Origin of the sequence: Nocardioides cavernae (genome assembly GCF_013410035.1) — a bacterium.
In the GTDB taxonomy this organism is placed as follows: Bacteria; Actinomycetota; Actinomycetes; order Propionibacteriales; family Nocardioidaceae; genus Nocardioides; species Nocardioides cavernae_A.
The window spans coordinates 43,858-60,761 of sequence record NZ_JACCBW010000001.1; the positions used below are offsets into that span (position 1 = coordinate 43,858).

Here is a 16,904-nt window from a genome sequence, read left to right on the forward strand (position 1 = left end):
CCCGACCGGGCTGGCCCTCACAGATCCAGACGCATCTGCTGCGCGGTGACCGTGTAGCCGAGTGACTCGTACAGCGCGATCGCAGGCGTGTTGTGCCCGAAGACGTTGAGTGCCACCGAGGCCGCGCCCATCTCGTGCGCGGCGGCGTGGAGGGACTGCATCAGGGCACGCCCCAGGCCCCGTCCGCGGTGCTCGGCCTCGACGCGCACGTCGTAGACCCAGGCAGAGGTCCCGGACGCGCGGTCCCGCAGCTCGATCCAGCCCAGGCCGACCGCCTCGCCCGCGACCACGGCGGTCCACAGGTGCTGACCGGTGCTGGCCAGCCCGTCGGGCAGCAGGGTGTCGTACTCCTCCGACGCGCGCCGCGCGGCCGTGTGGGCGTCGAGGTCACCAGCCCTGCCCACGTGCTGCGCGTAGTCGTCCTCCGCGACGGCGCGGTAGGCGACGTACTCCTCGGGCGTCATCGGACGCAGGGAGAGTCCGTCAGCCACGGCGGAGCACGTCCTCCAGCGCCGCGAGCACGAGGAGGACGGCGTCCGGGCGCGCGTTGCGCCCCATCAGCCCGATGCGCCACACGCTGGAGGCGTACGCCCCCGCGCCGGCGCCGATCTCGATGCCGTGGCGCTGGAGGAGCTCCGCGCGGACGGCCGCGGAGTCGACGCCGTCCGGCACCTTGACCGTGGTGAGCTCGGGCAGGCGGCTGCCTTCGGCGGCGAAGAGCTCGAGCCCCATCTCCTGCAGGCCCGCCTGCAGCGCGTCGCCGGCCGCCTGGTGGCGCGCCCAGACCGCGTCGAGGCCCTCCTCGAGGATGCGGGTGAGGCCGCCGTGGAGGCTGTTGACCATCGCCGTCGGAGCCGTGTGGTGGTAGGTGCGCTGGCCGCCCTTCACCCCGGCCTCGCCCACGTAGCCGCCGAGCATGCCGAGGTCGAGGTACCACGAGCGCGGCTTCTCCACGCGGCGCTCGAACGCCCGGTCGTCGATGGTGAAGGGGGCCAGGCCGGGCGCGACCCCGAGGCACTTCTGGGTCCCGGCGTAGCCGATGTCGACGCCCCAGTCGTCGGCGCGCAGCTCGATGCCGGCGATCGAGGTGACCGCGTCGACGAGCAGCAGCGCGTCCGAGCCCTGCGAGCGGAGGCCGGCCCCGAGGGCGGCGATGTCGGAGCGGACGCCCGTCGAGGTCTCGGCGTGCACGGCGGCGACGATCGCGGGCGCGGGGTGCGCGGTGAGGACGCGGTCGACGTCGACCGGCTGCCCCCAGTCGTGCTCGACGGCGACCACCTCGGCGCCGCAGCGCGCGGCCACGTCGGTCATCCGCTGCCCGAACAGTCCGTTCACCGCCACGACCACCACGTCGCCGGGGTGGACCGTGTTGACGAACGCGGCCTCCATCCCGGCCGACCCGGTGGCGCTCAGCGGGAGGGTGCGGGCGTTCGACGTGCCCCACACGGTCCGGAGCATCTCGCACGTCTCGTCCATGATCCGCAGGAACTCCGGGTCGAGGTGGCCGAGCAGCGGCTCCGCGAGGGCGCGGGTGGCCTCCGGGTAGGGGTTCGACGGACCGGGACCGAAGAGGTGGCGCTCGCGGATCATGGGTCCGAACCTAGACGACCCGGTCACCTCACAGGACCGCGCCGGGGTTGAGGATGCCGTCGGGGTCGAGGGCGTCCTTCACCCGGCGGCTGAGCGCCATCACGTCGCCACCGAGCTGCTCGGGCAGCGCTGCCTTCTTCGTACGCCCGACGCCGTGCTCGCCGGTGATCGTCCCGCCGAGCCGGATCGCGGCGCGCAGGATGTCGTCGAAGGCGGCCCGCGCACGACGCGCGGAGTCCGCGTCCGCGGCGTCGTAGACGATGATCGGGTGGGTGTTGCCGTCGCCCGCGTGCGCGACCGTGGGGATCTCCACGTCGTGCTGACGGGCGATCGCGGTGACAGCCGCCAGGAGGTCGGGGAGCAGCGGCACGGGCGCCCCGACGTCCTCGAGCAGCAGGGCGCCGCGCGCCTCGACGGCGGGGAACGCCATCCGTCGCGCCTCGACGAACATCTCGCCCTCCGCCGGGTCGTCGGTGACGACGACCTCGCTCGCGCCCGCGGCGACGCAGGCGGCCTCGACGGCGGCGATCTCGGCGACCCGGGCGTCGCCCGGAGCGTCCGACTGGACGACGAGCAGCGCGCCGGCGGCGCGGTCGAGGCCGCGCGGGGAGAAGTCCTCGACGGCGTTGATCGACGCGCGGTCCATCAGCTCCATCATCGACGGGCGCAACGTGCGGCGTACGGCCACCACGGCCTCGGCGGCGGAGACCACGGACGGGAACGACGCGACCAGCGTGGCGGGCGGCAGCGGGACCGGTACCAGCCGCAGGATCGCCCGGGTCACGATCCCGAGGGTGCCCTCCGACCCGACGAAGAGCTTCAGCAGCGAGAGCCCCGCGACGTCCTTGATGCGCTTGCCCCCGAGCGTGACCAGGGTGCCGTCGGCCAGCACCACGTCGAGCCCGAGCACGTAGTCGGTGGTCACGCCGTACTTCACGCAGCACAGGCCGCCGGCGTTGGTCGCGACGTTGCCGCCGATCGAGCAGATCTGGAAGGAGGACGGGTCCGGCGGGTACCACAGGCCGTGCTCGTGCGAGGCGGCCTTGACCTCGGCGTTGAGCGCCCCCGGCTCGACCACCGCGACCTGGCAGTCGGGGTCGATCTCGATCGCGCGCATCCGCTCGAGGCTGAGCACGATGCCGCCGTCGACCGCGCTCGCGCCGCCCGACAGCCCGGAGCCCGCCCCGCGCGGGACGACCGGCACCCGGTGCGCGGCCGCCCAGCGCACCGCGGCCTGGACGTGGCCGGCGTGCTCGGCCCGCACGACGGCGACGGGCGTCCCGGCGCTCGTGTCCCGCGCCCAGTCGTGGCGGTAGTTCTCGACGGTGGCCGGGTCGGTGGCCACGACTCCGGCGGGCAGGGCGTCGACGAGCTCGGCGAGTGCTTCCATCCGCCCATCGAACCACTCCCGCCGAGCCTGGGGCGCTCACGCGGCGGCAGCCGCCACCTCGTCGGCGTGGGCGATGTGGGCCAGCTGTCGCCACACGAGCGCGAGGATGATGCCGGCGCCGCCGAACGCGAACCACCACGGGGCGGTCAGGCCCCACTGGCCGGCGATGAGGCCGCCGAGCAGCGAGCCGACGAGCATGCCGCCCATCACGCAGATCATGTAGACGGAGCCGACCCGGCCCTGGAACTCGGTCGGCACGGCGCGCTGGCGCACCGCGTTGGAGAGCGTGCCCCACACGAAGGCGTACGCACCGAAGAAGAACATGAGGGGGTACGCCACCCACGCCGAGGTGGTGAGCGCCATCGCGAGGTGGAAGAGCACCTCGGCGAGCAGGCAGGCGCGCATGAGGGTCGCGAGCCGGACCCGCTTCTCGAAGAAGCCGTAGGAGAAGGTGCCGACGAGGCCGCCGATCGCGGACGCGGTGGTGAGCAGGCCGAAGCCGGCCTCGTCGATCCCGACCCGCTCGAGCGACCACAGCACCAGCACCGACCAGGGCGCCGCCCACGTCACATTGAAGACGACGATCGTCAGCGCGAGCGTGCGTACGGGCGGGTTGCCGAGCAGCCACCGCACCCCCTCGGCGATGTCCTGCCGCACGTGCGTGTCGACGTCCCCGCGCACGGCGCCCGGGGCGGTGCCGATGCGCGAGATCAGCACGACGCCCATCAGCACGAAGAGCGTGGTCAGCAGGAACGGCAGCGCCATCGCGACGGAGAAGAGCAGCGCCCCGAAGGCGGGGCCGACGAGCTGGTTGGCGGTGACGCCGCCGGCCATGATGCGGGCGTTGGCGATGCCGAGGTCCTTCTTGTCGACCAGCATCGGGACCAGGGTGCCGCCCGTGGCGTCGGAGAACACCTCGGCGGTCCCGAGCGCGACCAGGGCCGCGAGGACCATCGCGATGTTGACGTGCCCGGTCACGATCACCGTGCAGAGCAGCGCGAGGACGAGGGCCCGCGCCCCGTTGGCGACCATGATCACCAGCCGCCGGTCCAGCCGGTCGGCCAGCGCGCCGGCGTAGAGGCCGACGACGAGCCACGGCAGCTGCAGCGCGACGGCGGCGGAGGCGACGAGGAGGGGGTCGCGGGTCTGCGACGCGACCAGCAGCGGCCCGGCCGCGAGCAGGAGGCCGTCGCCGAGGTTGGTGGACCACGAGGAGGCGACCAGCCACCGGAAGCCCCGTCCCAGGCGCTCCGGCAGGACGGTCTCGAGCAGTCTCACCACAAGCAGGAGACCCTACGTGCGGGGCGCGGCGCGGCGCACCCGATTACCGCAGGGGGTCAGGCGGGCTGCAGGTCCTCGGCCGGCCGACCGTCGCGGACCGCCGCGGCCAGCCGGTCGTTGTCGGCCTGCAGCCGCAGAACGAGCGACTCGAGGTCCTCGACACGACGGCGGAGCCGGTGGTTCTCGACGGCGAGGACCGCCGTCGTCCGTGCGTCGCTGTTGACGTGACCCATCAGCGCCTTGGCCATGGGGAGACCTTCCAGACAATTCTCGAGAGGCGGACCGGGAGACCGGCGGAGCGGCCGTCTCCAAGAGTCCCACCGGGGTGGCGGCCAGGTCAATCCGACGGGGAGGTCAGCGACGGTGCGGGGGCCGCTGGCACCGCGGGCAGAAGAACGACGAGCGGTTCATGAACGCCACCCGCCGGATCGGCGTGCCGCACCGGCGGCACGGCCTGCCCTCCTGGCCGTACGCGTCCAGCGAGCGGTCGAAGTAGCCCGACTCCCCGTTGACGTTGACGTAGAGCGCGTCGAAGGACGTGCCGCCCTGCGCCAGCGCCTCGCCCATCACGTCGCGGACGTGGCCGAGCAGGCCGCGCAGCACCGGGCCCGTGAGCCGGTCCCCCGGCCGCTCGCCGTGCAGCCTCGCGCGCCACAGCGCCTCGTCGGCGTAGATGTTGCCGACGCCGGAGATCAGTCCCTGGTCGAGCAGCAGGCGCTTGATCGCGGACGTACGCCGGCGCGCCCGCCGTACGAACTCGGCGTCGTCGAACGCGGGGTCGATCGGGTCGCGCGCGATGTGCGCGATCTCGCTCGGGAGGTCTGCGCCCCCGGCGGACACGGCCAGTCCGCCGAACATGCGCTGGTCGACGAACCTCATCTCCATCGGGCGTCCCGGACCGGACGGGCCGTCGGGGGTGCGGAGGCCGAAGCGCACGCGCAGGTGCCGCTCGTCGGGGGCGCCCGGCTCGTGCAGCAGCATCTGCCCGCTCATCCCGAGGTGGCCCAGGAGCGCGTCACCGTCGGCGAGGGCGAGCCAGAAGTACTTGCCGCGACGGCGTACGCCCGTGATGCGCTGGCCGACGAGCGCGGCCGCGAAGCCACTGGCACCGCGTCCGTCGCGGCGCACGGGTCGCGGGTGCAGCACCTCGACGGTCGCGATGGTGCTGCCGACGACGTGGCGCTCGAGGCCGGCGCGGACGACCTCGACCTCAGGGAGCTCGGGCACCGTCAGGCGTCGGCCGGGGCCTGGTCGAGCTGCTCGGGCTGGTCGGCGGCGGGCTGGGCGGCCTTGATCTCGCGGTACGCCGTCTCGGCGGCGCCCTGCTCGGCCTCCTTCTTGGAGCGGCCGGTGCCGTTGCCGAGGACCTGCTCGCCGACGCGGACGCGCGCGACGAAGGTCTTCATGTGGTCGGGTCCGTCGTCCTCGATGAGGTACTCCGGGACGCCGAGGCCGAGGTCGGCCGACAGCTCCTGCAGGGAGGTCTTCCAGTCGAGGCCGGCGCCCATCGACGCGGCGGCCTCCATCACCGGGTCGAAGAGCCGGTGCACCACCTTGGCGGCCTCGGTGATGCCGCCGCTGAGGTGGATCGCGCCGATGACCGCCTCGACGGTGTCGGAGAGGATCGACGCCTTGTCGCGGCCACCGGTCGTCTCCTCGCCGCGACCGAGCTTGATGTGCTGGCCGAGGCCGATCTGGCGGGCCACGTCGGCCAGCGCGCGGGCGTTGACGACCGCCGCACGCAGCTTGGCCAGCCGGCCCTCGGAGAAGTCCGGGTGCGCGCGGTAGAGCGTCTCGGTCACCACGACGCCGAGCACCGAGTCCCCGAGGAACTCGAGGCGCTCGTTGGTGGGGATCTGCCCGTTCTCGTAGGCGTACGACCGGTGCGTCAGGGCGCGCTGCAGCAGCTCGGGATCCAGGACCGGATCACCGAGCGCTGCGCGGAGCTCGTCAGTGCTCAGAGGACGGGGGTCGCTCAGAGGACCTGGCGACGGTCGGCCTTGGCGCCGTACTGGCCGCACTGGCCGCACGCACGGTGCGGGAGGTGCTTGGCACCGCAGGCGGGGTTGGCGCACGTCGCGAGGGTCGGCGCGACGGCCTTCCACTGCGAACGGCGGTGACGCGTGTTGCTGCGCGACATCTTCCGCTTCGGAACAGCCATGGTGTGTCTCCTACGTGGGCTCTGCTTGCGTGCGCACCGGGGATTCCCGGCGGCGTGGTCAGTCCTGGGGGTCGTGCTGGGGTTCTGCTGCGAGCTGCTGGAGTCCTGCCCAGCGCGGGTCGATCGGCGCCTCGTGCGTGTGGTCCGGGTCGTCCGCGAGCCGGGCACCGCACTCGGTGCACAACCCGGGGCAATCGTCCATGCACAGCGGCTGGAAGGGTAGTGCGAGCACCACCGCGTCCCGCAGCAGGGGCTCGAGGTCGATCAGGTCGTCCTCGAGCCGGCTGGTCTCGTCGTCGAGGTCACGGTCGTCGTGCTCCGCGGCCTTGTCGTGCTGGTCGGGGTAGACGTAGAGCTCCTGCAGCGTCGCGTGGATCTCGTCCTCGATCGGCTCCAGGCACCGTACGCACTCCCCCTCGAGCCTGGCCGTGGCCGTGCCCGTGAGCAGCACGCCCTCCATGACCGCCTCCAGCCGCAGGTCGAGCTCGACCGGCGAACCTTCGGGGACAGAGAGGACTTCGATCCCAAGTTCTGCCGGTGCCGGGACGGAGAGGTCCAGCTCACGCTGGGACCCCGGGCGGCGGCCGAGCTCGCGAGTGTCAAGCACGAGCGGCGCCCTCGGGTCCAGGCTGTTCACTGCGAACTCCCACATCTGGACACCAACACAACCTCGGAATCGTATCCGGCGCCCCACCACGGGGCAAAACCGTGGCGGTCGGGGTCAGGCGGAGCGCTCGGCGAGGCGTGCCACGAGCTGCTCGCGCACCGCCTCGGGGAGCAGCCCCCGGACGTCGCCGCCGAGGGCCGCGACCTCCTTGACCAGGCTCGAGGAGACGAACGCGTTGCCGACCGCTCCCGGGAGGAAGACGGTCTCCACGTCGGTGAGGTGGGAGTTCATCTGCGCCATCGGGAGCTCGTACTCGTAGTCACCCGCGCCGCGCAGGCCCTTCACGATCGCCACCGCCTTGACCTCGCGGCAGAAGTCGACGATCAGCCCGTCGAACCCGGAGACCCGCACGTTGGGGAGGTGGGCCGTGGCCTGCTCCAGCATCGCGATGCGCTCGTCGGGGGTGAACAGCCGGTTCTTCGAGGCGTTCACGCCGGTCGCGACGACGACCTCGTCGAAGAGCCGGGCGGCCCGGCCGACGATGTCGAGGTGGCCGTTGGTCACGGGGTCGAAGGACCCGGGGCAGACTGCGCGGCGCACGGGCGTCCCAACCTCTCGGTCTTCTCGGCTAGGCGGGCGGGGTGGCGTGACCGTACCAAAGCGCGGTCTCGCCATAGCGTTTCGTCCGGTCCTCCTCGATGCCCTTCGGCCAGTCGACGGCGCTGCGCTTGGCGGCGCGCTCGACGACGACGAGGGCGCCCGGCACCAGCCAGCCGTGGTCCACGAGGGCGGCGAGGTCGTCGGCGACGGCGTGGTCGGCCATCGGGTAGGGCGGGTCGGAGAAGACGACGTCGTACGGCGCGGCCGGGGGCGACTGGAGGACGGTGGCCACCGACCCCGCGATGACGCGCGCCTTGGGGAACCCGAGCGTGGCCGCGTTGCGGCTGATGAGGGCGGCGGTGCGGCGGTCCTGCTCGACCATCGTCACCACCCCGGCGCCGCGGGACCAGGCCTCGAGGCCGACCGCCCCGGACCCGGCGTAGAGGTCGAGGAAGCGCAGCCCGTCGAGCGAGCCGGTGCGCGACTCGATGGCCGAGAAGAGCGCCTCGCGGACCCGGTCGCTGGTGGGACGGGTCGTCTGGCCGCGCGGCGTCTCCAGACGGCGGCCCCCCGCCGTGCCCCCGATGATCCGAGTCATGTCCCCGTGCTCAGCCCTTCTCCATGAATCCCGACGCCGCAGAACGCTCCACCTCGTCGACGGCTTCGGCGAGTGCGGGCGCCTGGTCCAGCTCGGGATCCTCGGAGAGTAGCGCCTCGGCGGCTTCGCGGGCACGGACGATCGTCTTCTCGTCGCGCAATACCCGAAGTGTGACGAGGCTCGAGCGGAATCCGGACTGGTTCGCGCCCAGGACGTCGCCCTCGCGGCGCTGCTCGAGGTCGACGCGACTGAGCTCGAACCCGTCGGTGGTGGCCGCGACGGCGTCCAGCCGGTCGCGTGCGGGCGACCCGGCCTCGGCGTGGGAGACGAGCAGGCAGAGGCCGGGCAGGCCTCCCCGGCCGACGCGGCCGCGCAGCTGGTGGAGCTGGGAGACCCCGAACCGGTCGGCGTCGAGCAGCACCATGGTCGTGGCGTTGTGGACGTCGACACCGACCTCGATCACGGTCGTCGAGACGAGCACGTCGACGTCGCCGGCGGCGAACGCGCGCATGGTGCGGTCCTTGTCGTCGGGCTGCATCCTCCCGTGGAGGATCGACGTGCGCAGCCCGGCGAGCGGACCAGCGGCCAGCTCGGCGTGGACCTCCTCCACGGCGGCGAGGGACCGCTTGGGCGGCGCGACCTCCCTGCCGTCCTCGTCGAGGTCGAGCTGGTCGGACTCGCCCTCCTCCCCCGCGTCGCCGGAGATGCGGGGGCACACGACGTAGACCTGGTGGCCCTTCTCGACCTCCTCGCGCACCCGCTGCCACACCCGCTCGATCCAGGCCGGCTGGTCGGCGAGCGGGACGACGTTGGTCTGGATCGGTGCGCGCCCCGCGGGGAGCTCGGACAGCACCGACGTCTCGAGGTCGCCGAACACCGTCATCGCGACGGTGCGCGGGATGGGCGTCGCGGTCATCACGAGCACGTGCGGCGGCGCCCCGGCCTTGTCGGTGAGCGCGGCACGCTGCTCGACCCCGAAGCGGTGCTGCTCGTCGACGACGACGAGGCCGAGGTCGGCGAGCTCGACCTTGTCCTCGAGCAGCGCGTGGGTCCCGATGACGATGCCGGCCTCGCCCGTGACGATCCGCAGCATCGCCTCCTGGCGCGCGGCCCTGCCCATCGAGCCGGTGAGGAGCACGACCTGGGTGCCCTCGGCGGCCCCGCCGAGCATGCCGCCCTGGGCGAGGTCGCCGAGCATCGCGGTGATGGACCGGTGGTGCTGCTGGGCGAGCACCTCGGTCGGGGCGAGGAGGGCGGCCTGCCCTCCCGCGTCGACGACCTGGAGCATGGCGCGCAGCGCGACGAGCGTCTTGCCGGAGCCGACCTCGCCCTGGAGGAGGCGGTTCATCGGGTGGTCGCGGCAGAGCTCCTCGGCGATCACGTCGCCGATCTCGCGCTGGCCGCCCGTGAGCTCGAAGGGCAGTCGCTCGTCGAACGCGGCGAGCAGCCCGTCCTCGCGCCGTACGCGTGCCCGGGCGCCCAGCGCGCGGTGGGCGGCCCGCCGCCGGGCGAGCACCAGCTGGAGGACGAGGGCCTCCTCGAACCGGAACCGCTTCTGCGCGGCGCCGAGCTGGGCCCACTCGTCGGGGGCGTGGATCCACCGCAGCGCCTGCATGACGCCGAGCACGTCGAAGCGCTCGCGCAGCTCGGGGGTGAAGACGTCGGGCACGCCGGTGACGAGGTCGAGGGCGGTGGTGACGACCTTCTGGATGTCCCACGTGTAGAGCTTGGCGGTCAGCGGGTAGACCGGCATCAGCTTGCTCAGCGTGGCCGCCTCGGGACCGTCGAGGGCGAACCCGTGGGGCTGCTCGAGCTGCCAGGACCCGCGGAACTGCTTGACCTTGCCGGTGAAGACGGCGCGCGCGCCCGGGCGGAACTCGCCCTCGTGGCGCTCGGCCAGGGCGGCGTACGGGCTGAACAGGGTCACCGAGAAGTCGGGACCGTCGGTGCGCAGCCGGACCGTGGTGCGGAACTGGCGCCGGTTGCCGCTGAAGAACGGGGCGCTGTCGCACGAGCGCACCTCGCCGACGATCGTCAGCTGCTCGCCCACGACCGGCGTCGCGACCTCGGAGAGCTCGGTCGCGGCGACGTAGCGACGCGGGAAGTGGCGCAGCAGGTCACCGACCGTGACCAGGCCGAGGCCCTCCTCGGCGAGCTTGCGCTTCTTGTGGTGGTTGCCGAAGACCGCAGCGATCGGGCTGTCCGGGGTGATCGCGACCATGCGGGGATCCTGACCGCTCACTCGACGCTGACGAGCAGCGGGTAGCGCGGCTGGCCGCCGTCGTGCACGGCGACGTCGACGGTCGGGTGGTGCTCCTCCACGTGGGCGGCGACCCGGTCGGCCAGCTCGACACCGTCGACGCCCGACACCACGGTGACCAGCTCACCACCTCCGGCGAGGAGGCGCTCGACGACCTCGACGGCGACGGTCGCGAGGTCGGAGCCGACGACGGCGAAGTCCCCCGCGATCACGCCGAGCGCGTCGCCGGGCTCGCAGGGACCGGCCATCGTGATCGCCCGGCGGGCCGCCACCGTCACGGCGCCGTGGCGGGCGTGGCGGGCGGTGGCGGTCATCTCCCGCACGTCGGCGTCGAAGGCCCGACCGGGCTCGTGGACCGAGATGGCGGCGAGCCCCTGCACCTGCGCGGCCGTCGGGATCACCTCGACCGTGACGTCGTGCTCGGCCTCGGCCGTACGTGCGGCGATCTCCGCGGCGCGCACGGTGTCCCCGTCGTTGGGGAGCACCACGACCTCCGCGGCTCCACAACCGGTGATCGCCTCCAGCAGCTGGCCCGTGGACGGCCGCCGACCGGGGCCGCCGACGACGACCACGGCACCGGCGGACGCGAAGAGCGCCTCCAGGCCCGGGCCGGCGGCGACCGCGACGACCTTGCGCCCGGCACGGGTGGAGGGCCGCTGGCGGGCGGCCCCGACCTGCTCGGCGAAGTGGGTGACCCTGATCCGGTGGGGGCGGCCGGCGGTGATGCCCGCCTCGATGGCCGCCCCGACGTCGTCGACGTGGACATGGACGTTCCACAAGCCGTCGCCGCCGACGACGACGAGGCTGTCGCCGAGGGCCGCGAGGCTCGCCCTCAGCCCGGCGATCGCGTCCTCACCGGCGTCGAGGAGGTACATCACCTCGTAGCCGGGGCCGTCCTCGGTCAGGTCGTCGCTCGGGACGGTCGCCGCGACCGGGATGTGGTGGGTGCCGATGGGCGGTGACCACGGCATCGGGCGGCGACCGGTGGCGGTGGTCTCGACCGCGTCCAGGACCACGCAGAGGCCGCGACCGCCCGCGTCGACGACACCGGCCTGCGCCAGGACCTCGAGCTGCTCGGGCGTACGCGCCAGTGCGGCCCGGGCCGCTGCGGCGGCCGCTGTGAAGACGTCGCGCGTGCGCGCACCACGGGCGGCGGTCGCGAGCGCCGCGTCGGACGCCGCGCGGGAGACGGTGAGGATCGTGCCTTCCACCGGGGCGCCGACCGCGGCGTAGCTCGCCTCCGTCGCCTCGGCCATCGCTGCCGCGATCGTCTCGGCCGGCCTGTCGGCGATCTCGGCGCTCGCGAGGTGGCGTACGTAGGCGCGCAGCATCTGGCTCAGGATCACCCCGGAGTTGCCACGGGCACCCATCAGCGCGGCGCGGGCGAGCACCGCCATCCCGTCGCCGAGCGGCAGGTCCGGGTCGCCGGCGCGCGCCTCGCGCAGCGCGTCACGGGCCGCAGAGACGGTGAGGAACATGTTGGTCCCGGTGTCGCCGTCCGGCACGGGGTAGACGTTGAGCGCGTCGATCTCCTCGCGTGCCGACGACAGCGCGTCGGTGGCGATGTCGACGAAGCGCGCGACGCCGTCCAGCGTGATGCCGTGGGTGACGTGCTCCATCGAGTGGGTCTGCTCCTGCGTCTCGGCGTACGGTGGGGCGCGCCACAGGGTAGTGCCCCGCGTCGGCGCGACTGCGATTTCATCTCGCCGCGGGTCCTCGGCTACTCTTGCGCGGTTGCCTGTTGCCGCCTCGTGTGGCGTGCGGGCCTCTCGAGCATCGCTCTACCTCATCAGCAATCAAACCTCGAACGGATCGGAGTGCACGGTGGCTGCCGTCTGCGACATCTGCGCCAAGAAGCCGGGCTTCGGAAACAACCGTCCCTGGTCGCGCAAGATCACGAAGCGTCGCTTCAACCCCAACATCCAGCGCGTCCGGGCGACCGTGAACGGCACGCCCAAGCGCCTCAACGTCTGCACCGGTTGCCTCAAGGCCGGCAAGGTCTCCCGCTGACCTGACCAGACTTCTCGTCGAAGCCCCCGTCGCTGTTGCGGCGGGGGCTTCGTCGTGTGCGGGCGACGGGACATGGTGCGATCCCCGGTTGACCGGCTCTTCCTGACGTTGTCAGGCTCTGCAACCCCTGACAACGTCAGTGATCCCCGGCTGACCGGGGATCGCTGACGAGCTCAGAAGTGGGTCCAGCCGGTCGGGCCGTCGTACGCCGCACCGTCGACGGTGACGCCCTCCCCCGCGCGCACCTCGCCGACCACCTGCCACCCGTCCGGCACGGAGGCCACGTCGGGGAAGGTGGCGAGCAGCGAGTGGTCGTCGCCGCCGCCGAGGATGAACTGCAGCGGGTCAGCACCGAGGGCGGCGCCCACGGCCTGGAGCGGCTCGGGCACCTCGAACGCGTCGCGCCGCACGTCGATCGCGACGCCGCTCGCCCCGGCGAGGTGGCCCGCCTCGGCGAGCAGGCCGTCGGAGACGTCGATCAGCGAGGTGGCCCCGGCCCCGGCCGCGACCTGGCCGGCGGCGTACGGCGGCTCCGGGCGTCGGTACGCCTCGACGAGCGCGCGCGGCGAGCGGAAGCCGCGGCCGAGGACCGCCAGTCCGCCCGCGGCCCAGCCCTGTCGGCCGGTGAGCGCCAGCACGTCACCGGGCTGGGCGCCCGAGCGCAGCACCGGTGACTGGAGGCACTGGCCGAGCACGGTCACCGCGATCACGACCTCGTCGGCTCGGGTGATGTCCCCACCCACGACGGTCGCGCCGACGCTGGCGCACTCCGCCGCGAAGCCTCGGGCGAGGTCGAGCGCCCACGCCACCGGCAGGTCCGCGGGTGCGGCGAGCCCGATGGTCAGGTGGCGCGCGGTGCCACCCATCGCGTTGATGTCGGAGAGGTTCTGCGCGGCTGCGCGGTGGCCGACGTCCTCGGCGCTCGCCCAGTCGCGGCGGAAGTGGCGGCCCTCCACCATGAGGTCGGTGGAGACCACGACGTGGCCGTGCTTGATGCGCAGGACGGCGGCGTCGTCGCCGGGCCCGACAAGGACGTGCTCGTCGCCCGGGAAGAGCTTCACGAGCTCCGAGATCAGGCCGAACTCGCCTGCCTCACCGAGGGTTGCGTCCGCGTCGAGAGCCATGTCCCCATCCCACCAGACGAGGAGGGTGACCACTGTCACCCGGCCCCTGTCGGGTCCGCGTCGCGGCGCGGTAGGTTGTGCCGGTCACACCCGCTGAACGAGACCGAGGAGTCCACGATGGTCGTCCAGGCCTACATCCTGATCCAGACCGACGTCGGCAAGGCCGCCGAGGTTGCCCGCGAGATCGCCCAGGTCAACGGCGTCACGCTCGCCGAGGACGTCACCGGTCCCTACGACGTGATCGTCCGCGCCGAGGCGAAGAACGTCGACGAGCTGGGCAAGCTCGTCGTCTCCAAGGTGCAGAACCTCGACGGCATCACCCGCACGCTGACGTGCCCGGTCGTCCACATCTGACCTGAGACCCGAGTGCCACCCGCACGACGCCTCGGCTCCCCGCGGAGCCGGGGCGTCGTCGTGTCTGCTGCCGCGTGCGTGCTGCTCGCCGCATGCTCGTCGGGCACCATCCGCATCGACCGGTCCGACCTGTCCGGCGCGGACCGGGAGGCGTGCGAGGCGCTCGTCGCGGACCTCCCGCAGGAGCTGGCCGGCCAGGAGCGCGTCGACGTCGAGCCGGCCGACGCGCTCGGCGCGGCCTGGGGCGACCCGGCGTACGTCCTCACCTGCGGCGTGCCCCAACCGTCGGGCTACGAGGCGACGGCCGAGTGCAACGTGATCAACGGCGTCGGGTGGTACGTCCCCGACGACCAGCTCACCGACCAGGGCGAGGACGCCACCCCCGTCGCCCTGAGCCTCAGTCCCTACGTCGAGGTGCTGGTGCCGGCCGACTACCGCACCGAGGGCATCGACCGGGCGCTCTCCGAGCTCGGCCCGGTGCTGCAGGAGCACCTCGGCGAGGGACTCCCCTGCCTGTGACCTCCTGACGCAGGTCGGCGCAGGTCAGCGCAGGTCAGCGCAGGCCGGTGCCGCGGCGCAGCGCGAGCTGCACGAGGCGGTCGACGAGCTCGGGGTACGACATCCCGGACGCCGCCCACATCTGGGGGTACATCGAGGTCGGCGTGAAGCCCGGCATGGTGTTGAGCTCGTTGATCACGAGCGACCCGTCGGGCATCACGAAGAAGTCGACGCGCGCCAGCCCCTCGCACGAGAGCGCCTCGAAGGCGCGGACCGCCATCGCGCGCAGCTCCTGCTCGGTCGCCGCAGGCAGGTCGGCGGGGATGTCGATCTCGGTGTGCTGGTCAGCGAGGTACTTGGCCTCGAAGTCGTAGAACTCGTGGTCGCCGCCGGTGCGGACCTCTCCCGGCCGCGACGTCTCGGGCGGGCCCTCGAAGGTGCCGAGCACGCCGCACTCCACCTCGCGGGCGCCCTCCATCGACTGCTCGACGAGGACCTTCGGGTCGTGCCGGAACGCCTCCTCGAGCGCCCCCTCGACCTCGGTGGCGTCGTGCACCTTGCTGATGCCCATGCTCGAGCCCGCGCGCGCCGGCTTCGCGAACGACGGGAACCCCAGGTCCTCGACGCGGGCGCGGCAACCGACGGGGTCCTGCTCCCACTCCGAGCGGGTGACGACGATGCCGGGCGTGACGGGCAGCCCGGCGGCCTGCAGGACGACCTTCATGTAGGCCTTGTCCATGCCGATCGCCGAGGCGAGGACACCGGACCCGACGTAGCGCACGCCCGCCATCTCCAGCATCCCCTGCAGGGTGCCGTCCTCGCCCCACGGGCCGTGCAGCAGCGGGAAGACGACGTCGACCTCGCCGATGACGGACGGGACGCTCGCGGCCTCGGTGACGACGAGGTCGGTCCCGGTGGTCACGCCCATCAGCGCGACGGGCGAGCGGTCGGCGTCCACCTCGGGCAGGTCGCTGCCCCGGATCGCGAGCCGGCCGGGCTCGTCGGCCTCCAGCACCCAGCGGCCGTCGGTGGCGATGCCGACCGGCACGACGTCGTACGCCTCGCGGTCGATCGCCGCCAGCACGCTCCCCGCCGTGACGCACGAGATGCCGTGCTCGGAGGAGCGGCCACCGAAGACGACGGCGACGCGCGGCTTCCGGCCGGTCTTGAGGGGGGAGGTGTCGTTCATCGCCTCGACCCTATCCACCTACGCTGGCGCGCATGGCTGCAGACTCGCCCTCCCACCGGCTCTCCACGATCGCCGTCACGGCCGGACGTCCCGACCGGGTCCCGGACGCGCCGCTCAACACGCCCATCACGATGGCCGCGACCTACGTCGCCGGCGGGGACGTGGAGTACGGCCGCTACGGCAACCCGACCTGGACCGCGCTCGAGGACGCGCTGGGCGCCCTCGAGGGCGGTCGCTGCCTGAGCTTCGCCTCCGGGCTCGCCGCGGTCGCGACCGTGCTGGACCTCGTCGGCACCGACGGCACGGTCGTCGTGCCCCGCCACGCCTACACCGGGACGATCATGCAGCTCGGCGACCTCGAGGGCCGCGGGCGGCTGAAGGCCCAGCTGGTCGACATCACCGACACCGACGCGGTCGTCGCTGCCTGCGCGGGTGCCGCGCTGGTGTGGCTGGAGTCGCCGACGAACCCGGCCCTCGAGGTCGCGGACATCGCGACCATCACCGCCGCGGCGCACGAGGCCGGGGCGTACGTCGTCGTCGACAACACCTTCGCCACTCCCCTGCTGCAGCGACCGCTGGAGGACGGCGTGGACCTGGTCGTGCACTCCGCGACGAAGTACCTCGCCGGCCACTCCGACGTGCAGATGGGCGCGATCGTCACCGGCGACGACGAGCTGTACGCCGTCCTCAAGGGCCGCCGTGACCTCGTCGGCGCGATCCCCGGCCCGTTCGAGGCGTGGCTCACCCTGCGCGGGCTGCGCACCCTGCACCTGCGCGTGGAGCGGGCGCAGGCCAACGCCCAGGAGCTCGTCCGCCGCCTCGGCGAGCACCCTGCGCTGTCGGAGGTGCGCTACCCCGGGTTCGGCGGCATCGTCAGCATCGTGCTGGCGCAGGGCGAGGTGGCCGCGGACCTGCTCAGCCGCAAGACCCGGCTGTGGGTGCACGCGACGTCGCTCGGCGGCGTCGAGTCCTCGTTGGAGCGACGTCGGCGGTGGAAGGCCGAGGCGCCGACGATCCCCGACGGGCTGGTCCGGCTCTCGGTCGGGGTCGAGGACGTCGAGGACCTCTGGGAGGACCTGCGGAGCGCGCTGGACGGGTGTGTGGGTTGAGCAGCCCTGCCGTGTGACGCTCCACCCCGATACGGCGAACCACAGGAGGAGCACGGGGTCGCTGCGGGAGGGCGAGACGTTCGTGATGGCGATGTCCGTGGTGCCGATGGCCGACGAGGAGCTCGCCGGGCCG

General features: G+C 73.1%; 19 protein-coding genes. 4 read left to right on the forward strand and 15 right to left on the reverse strand.

The window, feature by feature from the left end:
- Nucleotides 1-17 precede the first annotated feature (17 nt).
- The 13 genes from F4692_RS00220 to F4692_RS00280 form a co-directional block, all read right to left on the reverse strand.
- On the reverse strand, nt 18-491 hold the full coding sequence (locus F4692_RS00220; RefSeq protein ID WP_179617659.1) for a GNAT family N-acetyltransferase: 474 nt from the start codon (nt 489-491) through the stop codon (nt 18-20).
- Nucleotides 484-1,590: a pyridoxal-phosphate-dependent aminotransferase family protein gene (locus F4692_RS00225; protein ID WP_179617660.1), complete on the reverse strand. Its 1,107-nt coding sequence runs from the start codon at nt 1,588-1,590 to the stop codon at nt 484-486. The genes F4692_RS00220 and F4692_RS00225 overlap by 8 nt, the downstream gene beginning before the upstream one ends.
- Before the next feature lie 28 nt (nt 1,591-1,618).
- Entirely contained in the window at nt 1,619-2,980 is a 1,362-nt protein-coding gene (locus F4692_RS00230) for an FAD-binding oxidoreductase (protein WP_179617661.1), read from the reverse strand.
- A gap of 36 nt (nt 2,981-3,016) precedes the next feature.
- Nucleotides 3,017-4,258 (reverse strand): MFS transporter, encoded by a 1,242-nt coding sequence (locus F4692_RS00235; RefSeq protein WP_308645087.1) that lies wholly within the window; start codon nt 4,256-4,258, stop codon nt 3,017-3,019.
- 59 nt (nt 4,259-4,317) lie between these two features.
- Entirely contained in the window at nt 4,318-4,509 is a 192-nt protein-coding gene (locus F4692_RS00240) for a hypothetical protein (RefSeq protein ID WP_179617663.1), read from the reverse strand.
- 106 nt (nt 4,510-4,615) lie between these two features.
- Nucleotides 4,616-5,488, reverse strand: coding sequence for a bifunctional DNA-formamidopyrimidine glycosylase/DNA-(apurinic or apyrimidinic site) lyase (gene mutM, locus F4692_RS00245; RefSeq protein ID WP_179617664.1), 873 nt, complete (start codon nt 5,486-5,488; stop codon nt 4,616-4,618).
- Between the two features lie 2 nt (nt 5,489-5,490).
- Complete coding sequence (gene rnc, locus F4692_RS00250) at nt 5,491-6,291, reverse strand: ribonuclease III (RefSeq protein WP_475115477.1); 801 nt, start codon at nt 6,289-6,291, stop codon at nt 5,491-5,493.
- Entirely contained in the window at nt 6,237-6,422 is a 186-nt protein-coding gene (rpmF, locus tag F4692_RS00255) for a 50S ribosomal protein L32 (protein WP_179617666.1), read from the reverse strand. Before rpmF ends, rnc begins: the two co-directional genes overlap by 55 nt.
- Nucleotides 6,423-6,480: 58 nt before the next feature.
- Entirely contained in the window at nt 6,481-7,074 is a 594-nt protein-coding gene (locus tag F4692_RS00260) for a YceD family protein (RefSeq protein ID WP_179617667.1), read from the reverse strand.
- A gap of 69 nt (nt 7,075-7,143) precedes the next feature.
- The gene (coaD, locus tag F4692_RS00265) at nt 7,144-7,629 is read right to left on the reverse strand and encodes a pantetheine-phosphate adenylyltransferase (protein ID WP_179617668.1); all 486 of its coding nucleotides are present in this window, start codon (nt 7,627-7,629) and stop codon (nt 7,144-7,146) included.
- Between the two features lie 28 nt (nt 7,630-7,657).
- Nucleotides 7,658-8,227, reverse strand: coding sequence for a 16S rRNA (guanine(966)-N(2))-methyltransferase RsmD (gene rsmD, locus F4692_RS00270; RefSeq protein ID WP_179617669.1), 570 nt, complete (start codon nt 8,225-8,227; stop codon nt 7,658-7,660).
- A gap of 10 nt (nt 8,228-8,237) precedes the next feature.
- Complete coding sequence (locus F4692_RS00275) at nt 8,238-10,448, reverse strand: ATP-dependent DNA helicase RecG (RefSeq protein ID WP_179617670.1); 2,211 nt, start codon at nt 10,446-10,448, stop codon at nt 8,238-8,240.
- Between the two features lie 17 nt (nt 10,449-10,465).
- Nucleotides 10,466-12,106, reverse strand: a complete 1,641-nt coding sequence (locus F4692_RS00280) for a DAK2 domain-containing protein (protein WP_179617671.1) — start codon at nt 12,104-12,106, stop codon at nt 10,466-10,468.
- Nucleotides 12,107-12,311: 205 nt separating this feature from the next.
- Between F4692_RS00280 and rpmB the strand changes: the two genes are divergently transcribed.
- Nucleotides 12,312-12,497, forward strand: a complete 186-nt coding sequence (gene rpmB / locus F4692_RS00285; RefSeq protein ID WP_056602600.1) for a 50S ribosomal protein L28 — start codon at nt 12,312-12,314, stop codon at nt 12,495-12,497.
- A gap of 173 nt (nt 12,498-12,670) precedes the next feature.
- Here rpmB and F4692_RS00290 read toward each other — a convergent pair whose 3' ends face one another.
- A complete protein-coding gene (locus tag F4692_RS00290; RefSeq protein WP_179617672.1) occupies nt 12,671-13,621 on the reverse strand; it encodes a thiamine-phosphate kinase in 951 nt (316 codons plus the stop codon).
- A 117-nt stretch (nt 13,622-13,738) separates the two neighbouring features.
- Here F4692_RS00290 and F4692_RS00295 point away from each other — a divergent pair, with 117 nt between their 5' ends.
- Nucleotides 13,739-13,975 carry an Lrp/AsnC family transcriptional regulator gene (locus F4692_RS00295; RefSeq protein ID WP_090972075.1) on the forward strand — a complete coding sequence of 79 codons (237 nt, stop codon included), beginning with the start codon at nt 13,739-13,741 and terminating at the stop codon, nt 13,973-13,975.
- Nucleotides 13,976-14,035: 60 nt separating this feature from the next.
- A complete protein-coding gene (locus tag F4692_RS00300; RefSeq protein WP_179617673.1) occupies nt 14,036-14,494 on the forward strand; it encodes a DUF3515 domain-containing protein in 459 nt (152 codons plus the stop codon).
- A 34-nt stretch (nt 14,495-14,528) separates the two neighbouring features.
- On the opposite strand, the gene F4692_RS00305 is transcribed toward F4692_RS00300, so the two are convergent.
- Nucleotides 14,529-15,662 carry a D-alanine--D-alanine ligase family protein gene (locus tag F4692_RS00305; protein WP_179617674.1) on the reverse strand — a complete coding sequence of 378 codons (1,134 nt, stop codon included), beginning with the start codon at nt 15,660-15,662 and terminating at the stop codon, nt 14,529-14,531.
- A gap of 32 nt (nt 15,663-15,694) precedes the next feature.
- On the opposite strand from F4692_RS00305, the gene F4692_RS00310 reads away from it, so the two are divergent.
- Nucleotides 15,695-16,771, forward strand: coding sequence for a trans-sulfuration enzyme family protein (locus F4692_RS00310; RefSeq protein WP_179617675.1), 1,077 nt, complete (start codon nt 15,695-15,697; stop codon nt 16,769-16,771).
- Nucleotides 16,772-16,904: the final 133 nt, after the last annotated feature.

What these genes read in the sequence shown, in the direction of transcription:
- F4692_RS00310 (WP_179617675.1), top strand. Translation starts at nt 15,695, where the DNA reads ATGGCTGCAGACTCGCCCTCCCACCGGCTCTCCACGATCGCCGTCACG.
- F4692_RS00260 (WP_179617667.1), bottom strand. Translation starts at nt 7,074, where the DNA reads ATGTGGGAGTTCGCAGTGAACAGCCTGGACCCGAGGGCGCCGCTCGTG.
- F4692_RS00305 (WP_179617674.1), bottom strand. Translation starts at nt 15,662, where the DNA reads ATGAACGACACCTCCCCCCTCAAGACCGGCCGGAAGCCGCGCGTCGCC.
- rpmF (WP_179617666.1), bottom strand. Translation starts at nt 6,422, where the DNA reads ATGGCTGTTCCGAAGCGGAAGATGTCGCGCAGCAACACGCGTCACCGC.
- F4692_RS00295 (WP_090972075.1), top strand. Translation starts at nt 13,739, where the DNA reads ATGGTCGTCCAGGCCTACATCCTGATCCAGACCGACGTCGGCAAGGCC.
- F4692_RS00275 (WP_179617670.1), bottom strand. Translation starts at nt 10,448, where the DNA reads ATGGTCGCGATCACCCCGGACAGCCCGATCGCTGCGGTCTTCGGCAAC.
- F4692_RS00240 (WP_179617663.1), bottom strand. Translation starts at nt 4,509, where the DNA reads ATGGCCAAGGCGCTGATGGGTCACGTCAACAGCGACGCACGGACGACG.
- rsmD (WP_179617669.1), bottom strand. Translation starts at nt 8,227, where the DNA reads ATGACTCGGATCATCGGGGGCACGGCGGGGGGCCGCCGTCTGGAGACG.
- F4692_RS00280 (WP_179617671.1), bottom strand. Translation starts at nt 12,106, where the DNA reads ATGGAGCACGTCACCCACGGCATCACGCTGGACGGCGTCGCGCGCTTC.
- F4692_RS00225 (WP_179617660.1), bottom strand. Translation starts at nt 1,590, where the DNA reads ATGATCCGCGAGCGCCACCTCTTCGGTCCCGGTCCGTCGAACCCCTAC.
- F4692_RS00230 (WP_179617661.1), bottom strand. Translation starts at nt 2,980, where the DNA reads ATGGAAGCACTCGCCGAGCTCGTCGACGCCCTGCCCGCCGGAGTCGTG.
- F4692_RS00290 (WP_179617672.1), bottom strand. Translation starts at nt 13,621, where the DNA reads ATGGCTCTCGACGCGGACGCAACCCTCGGTGAGGCAGGCGAGTTCGGC.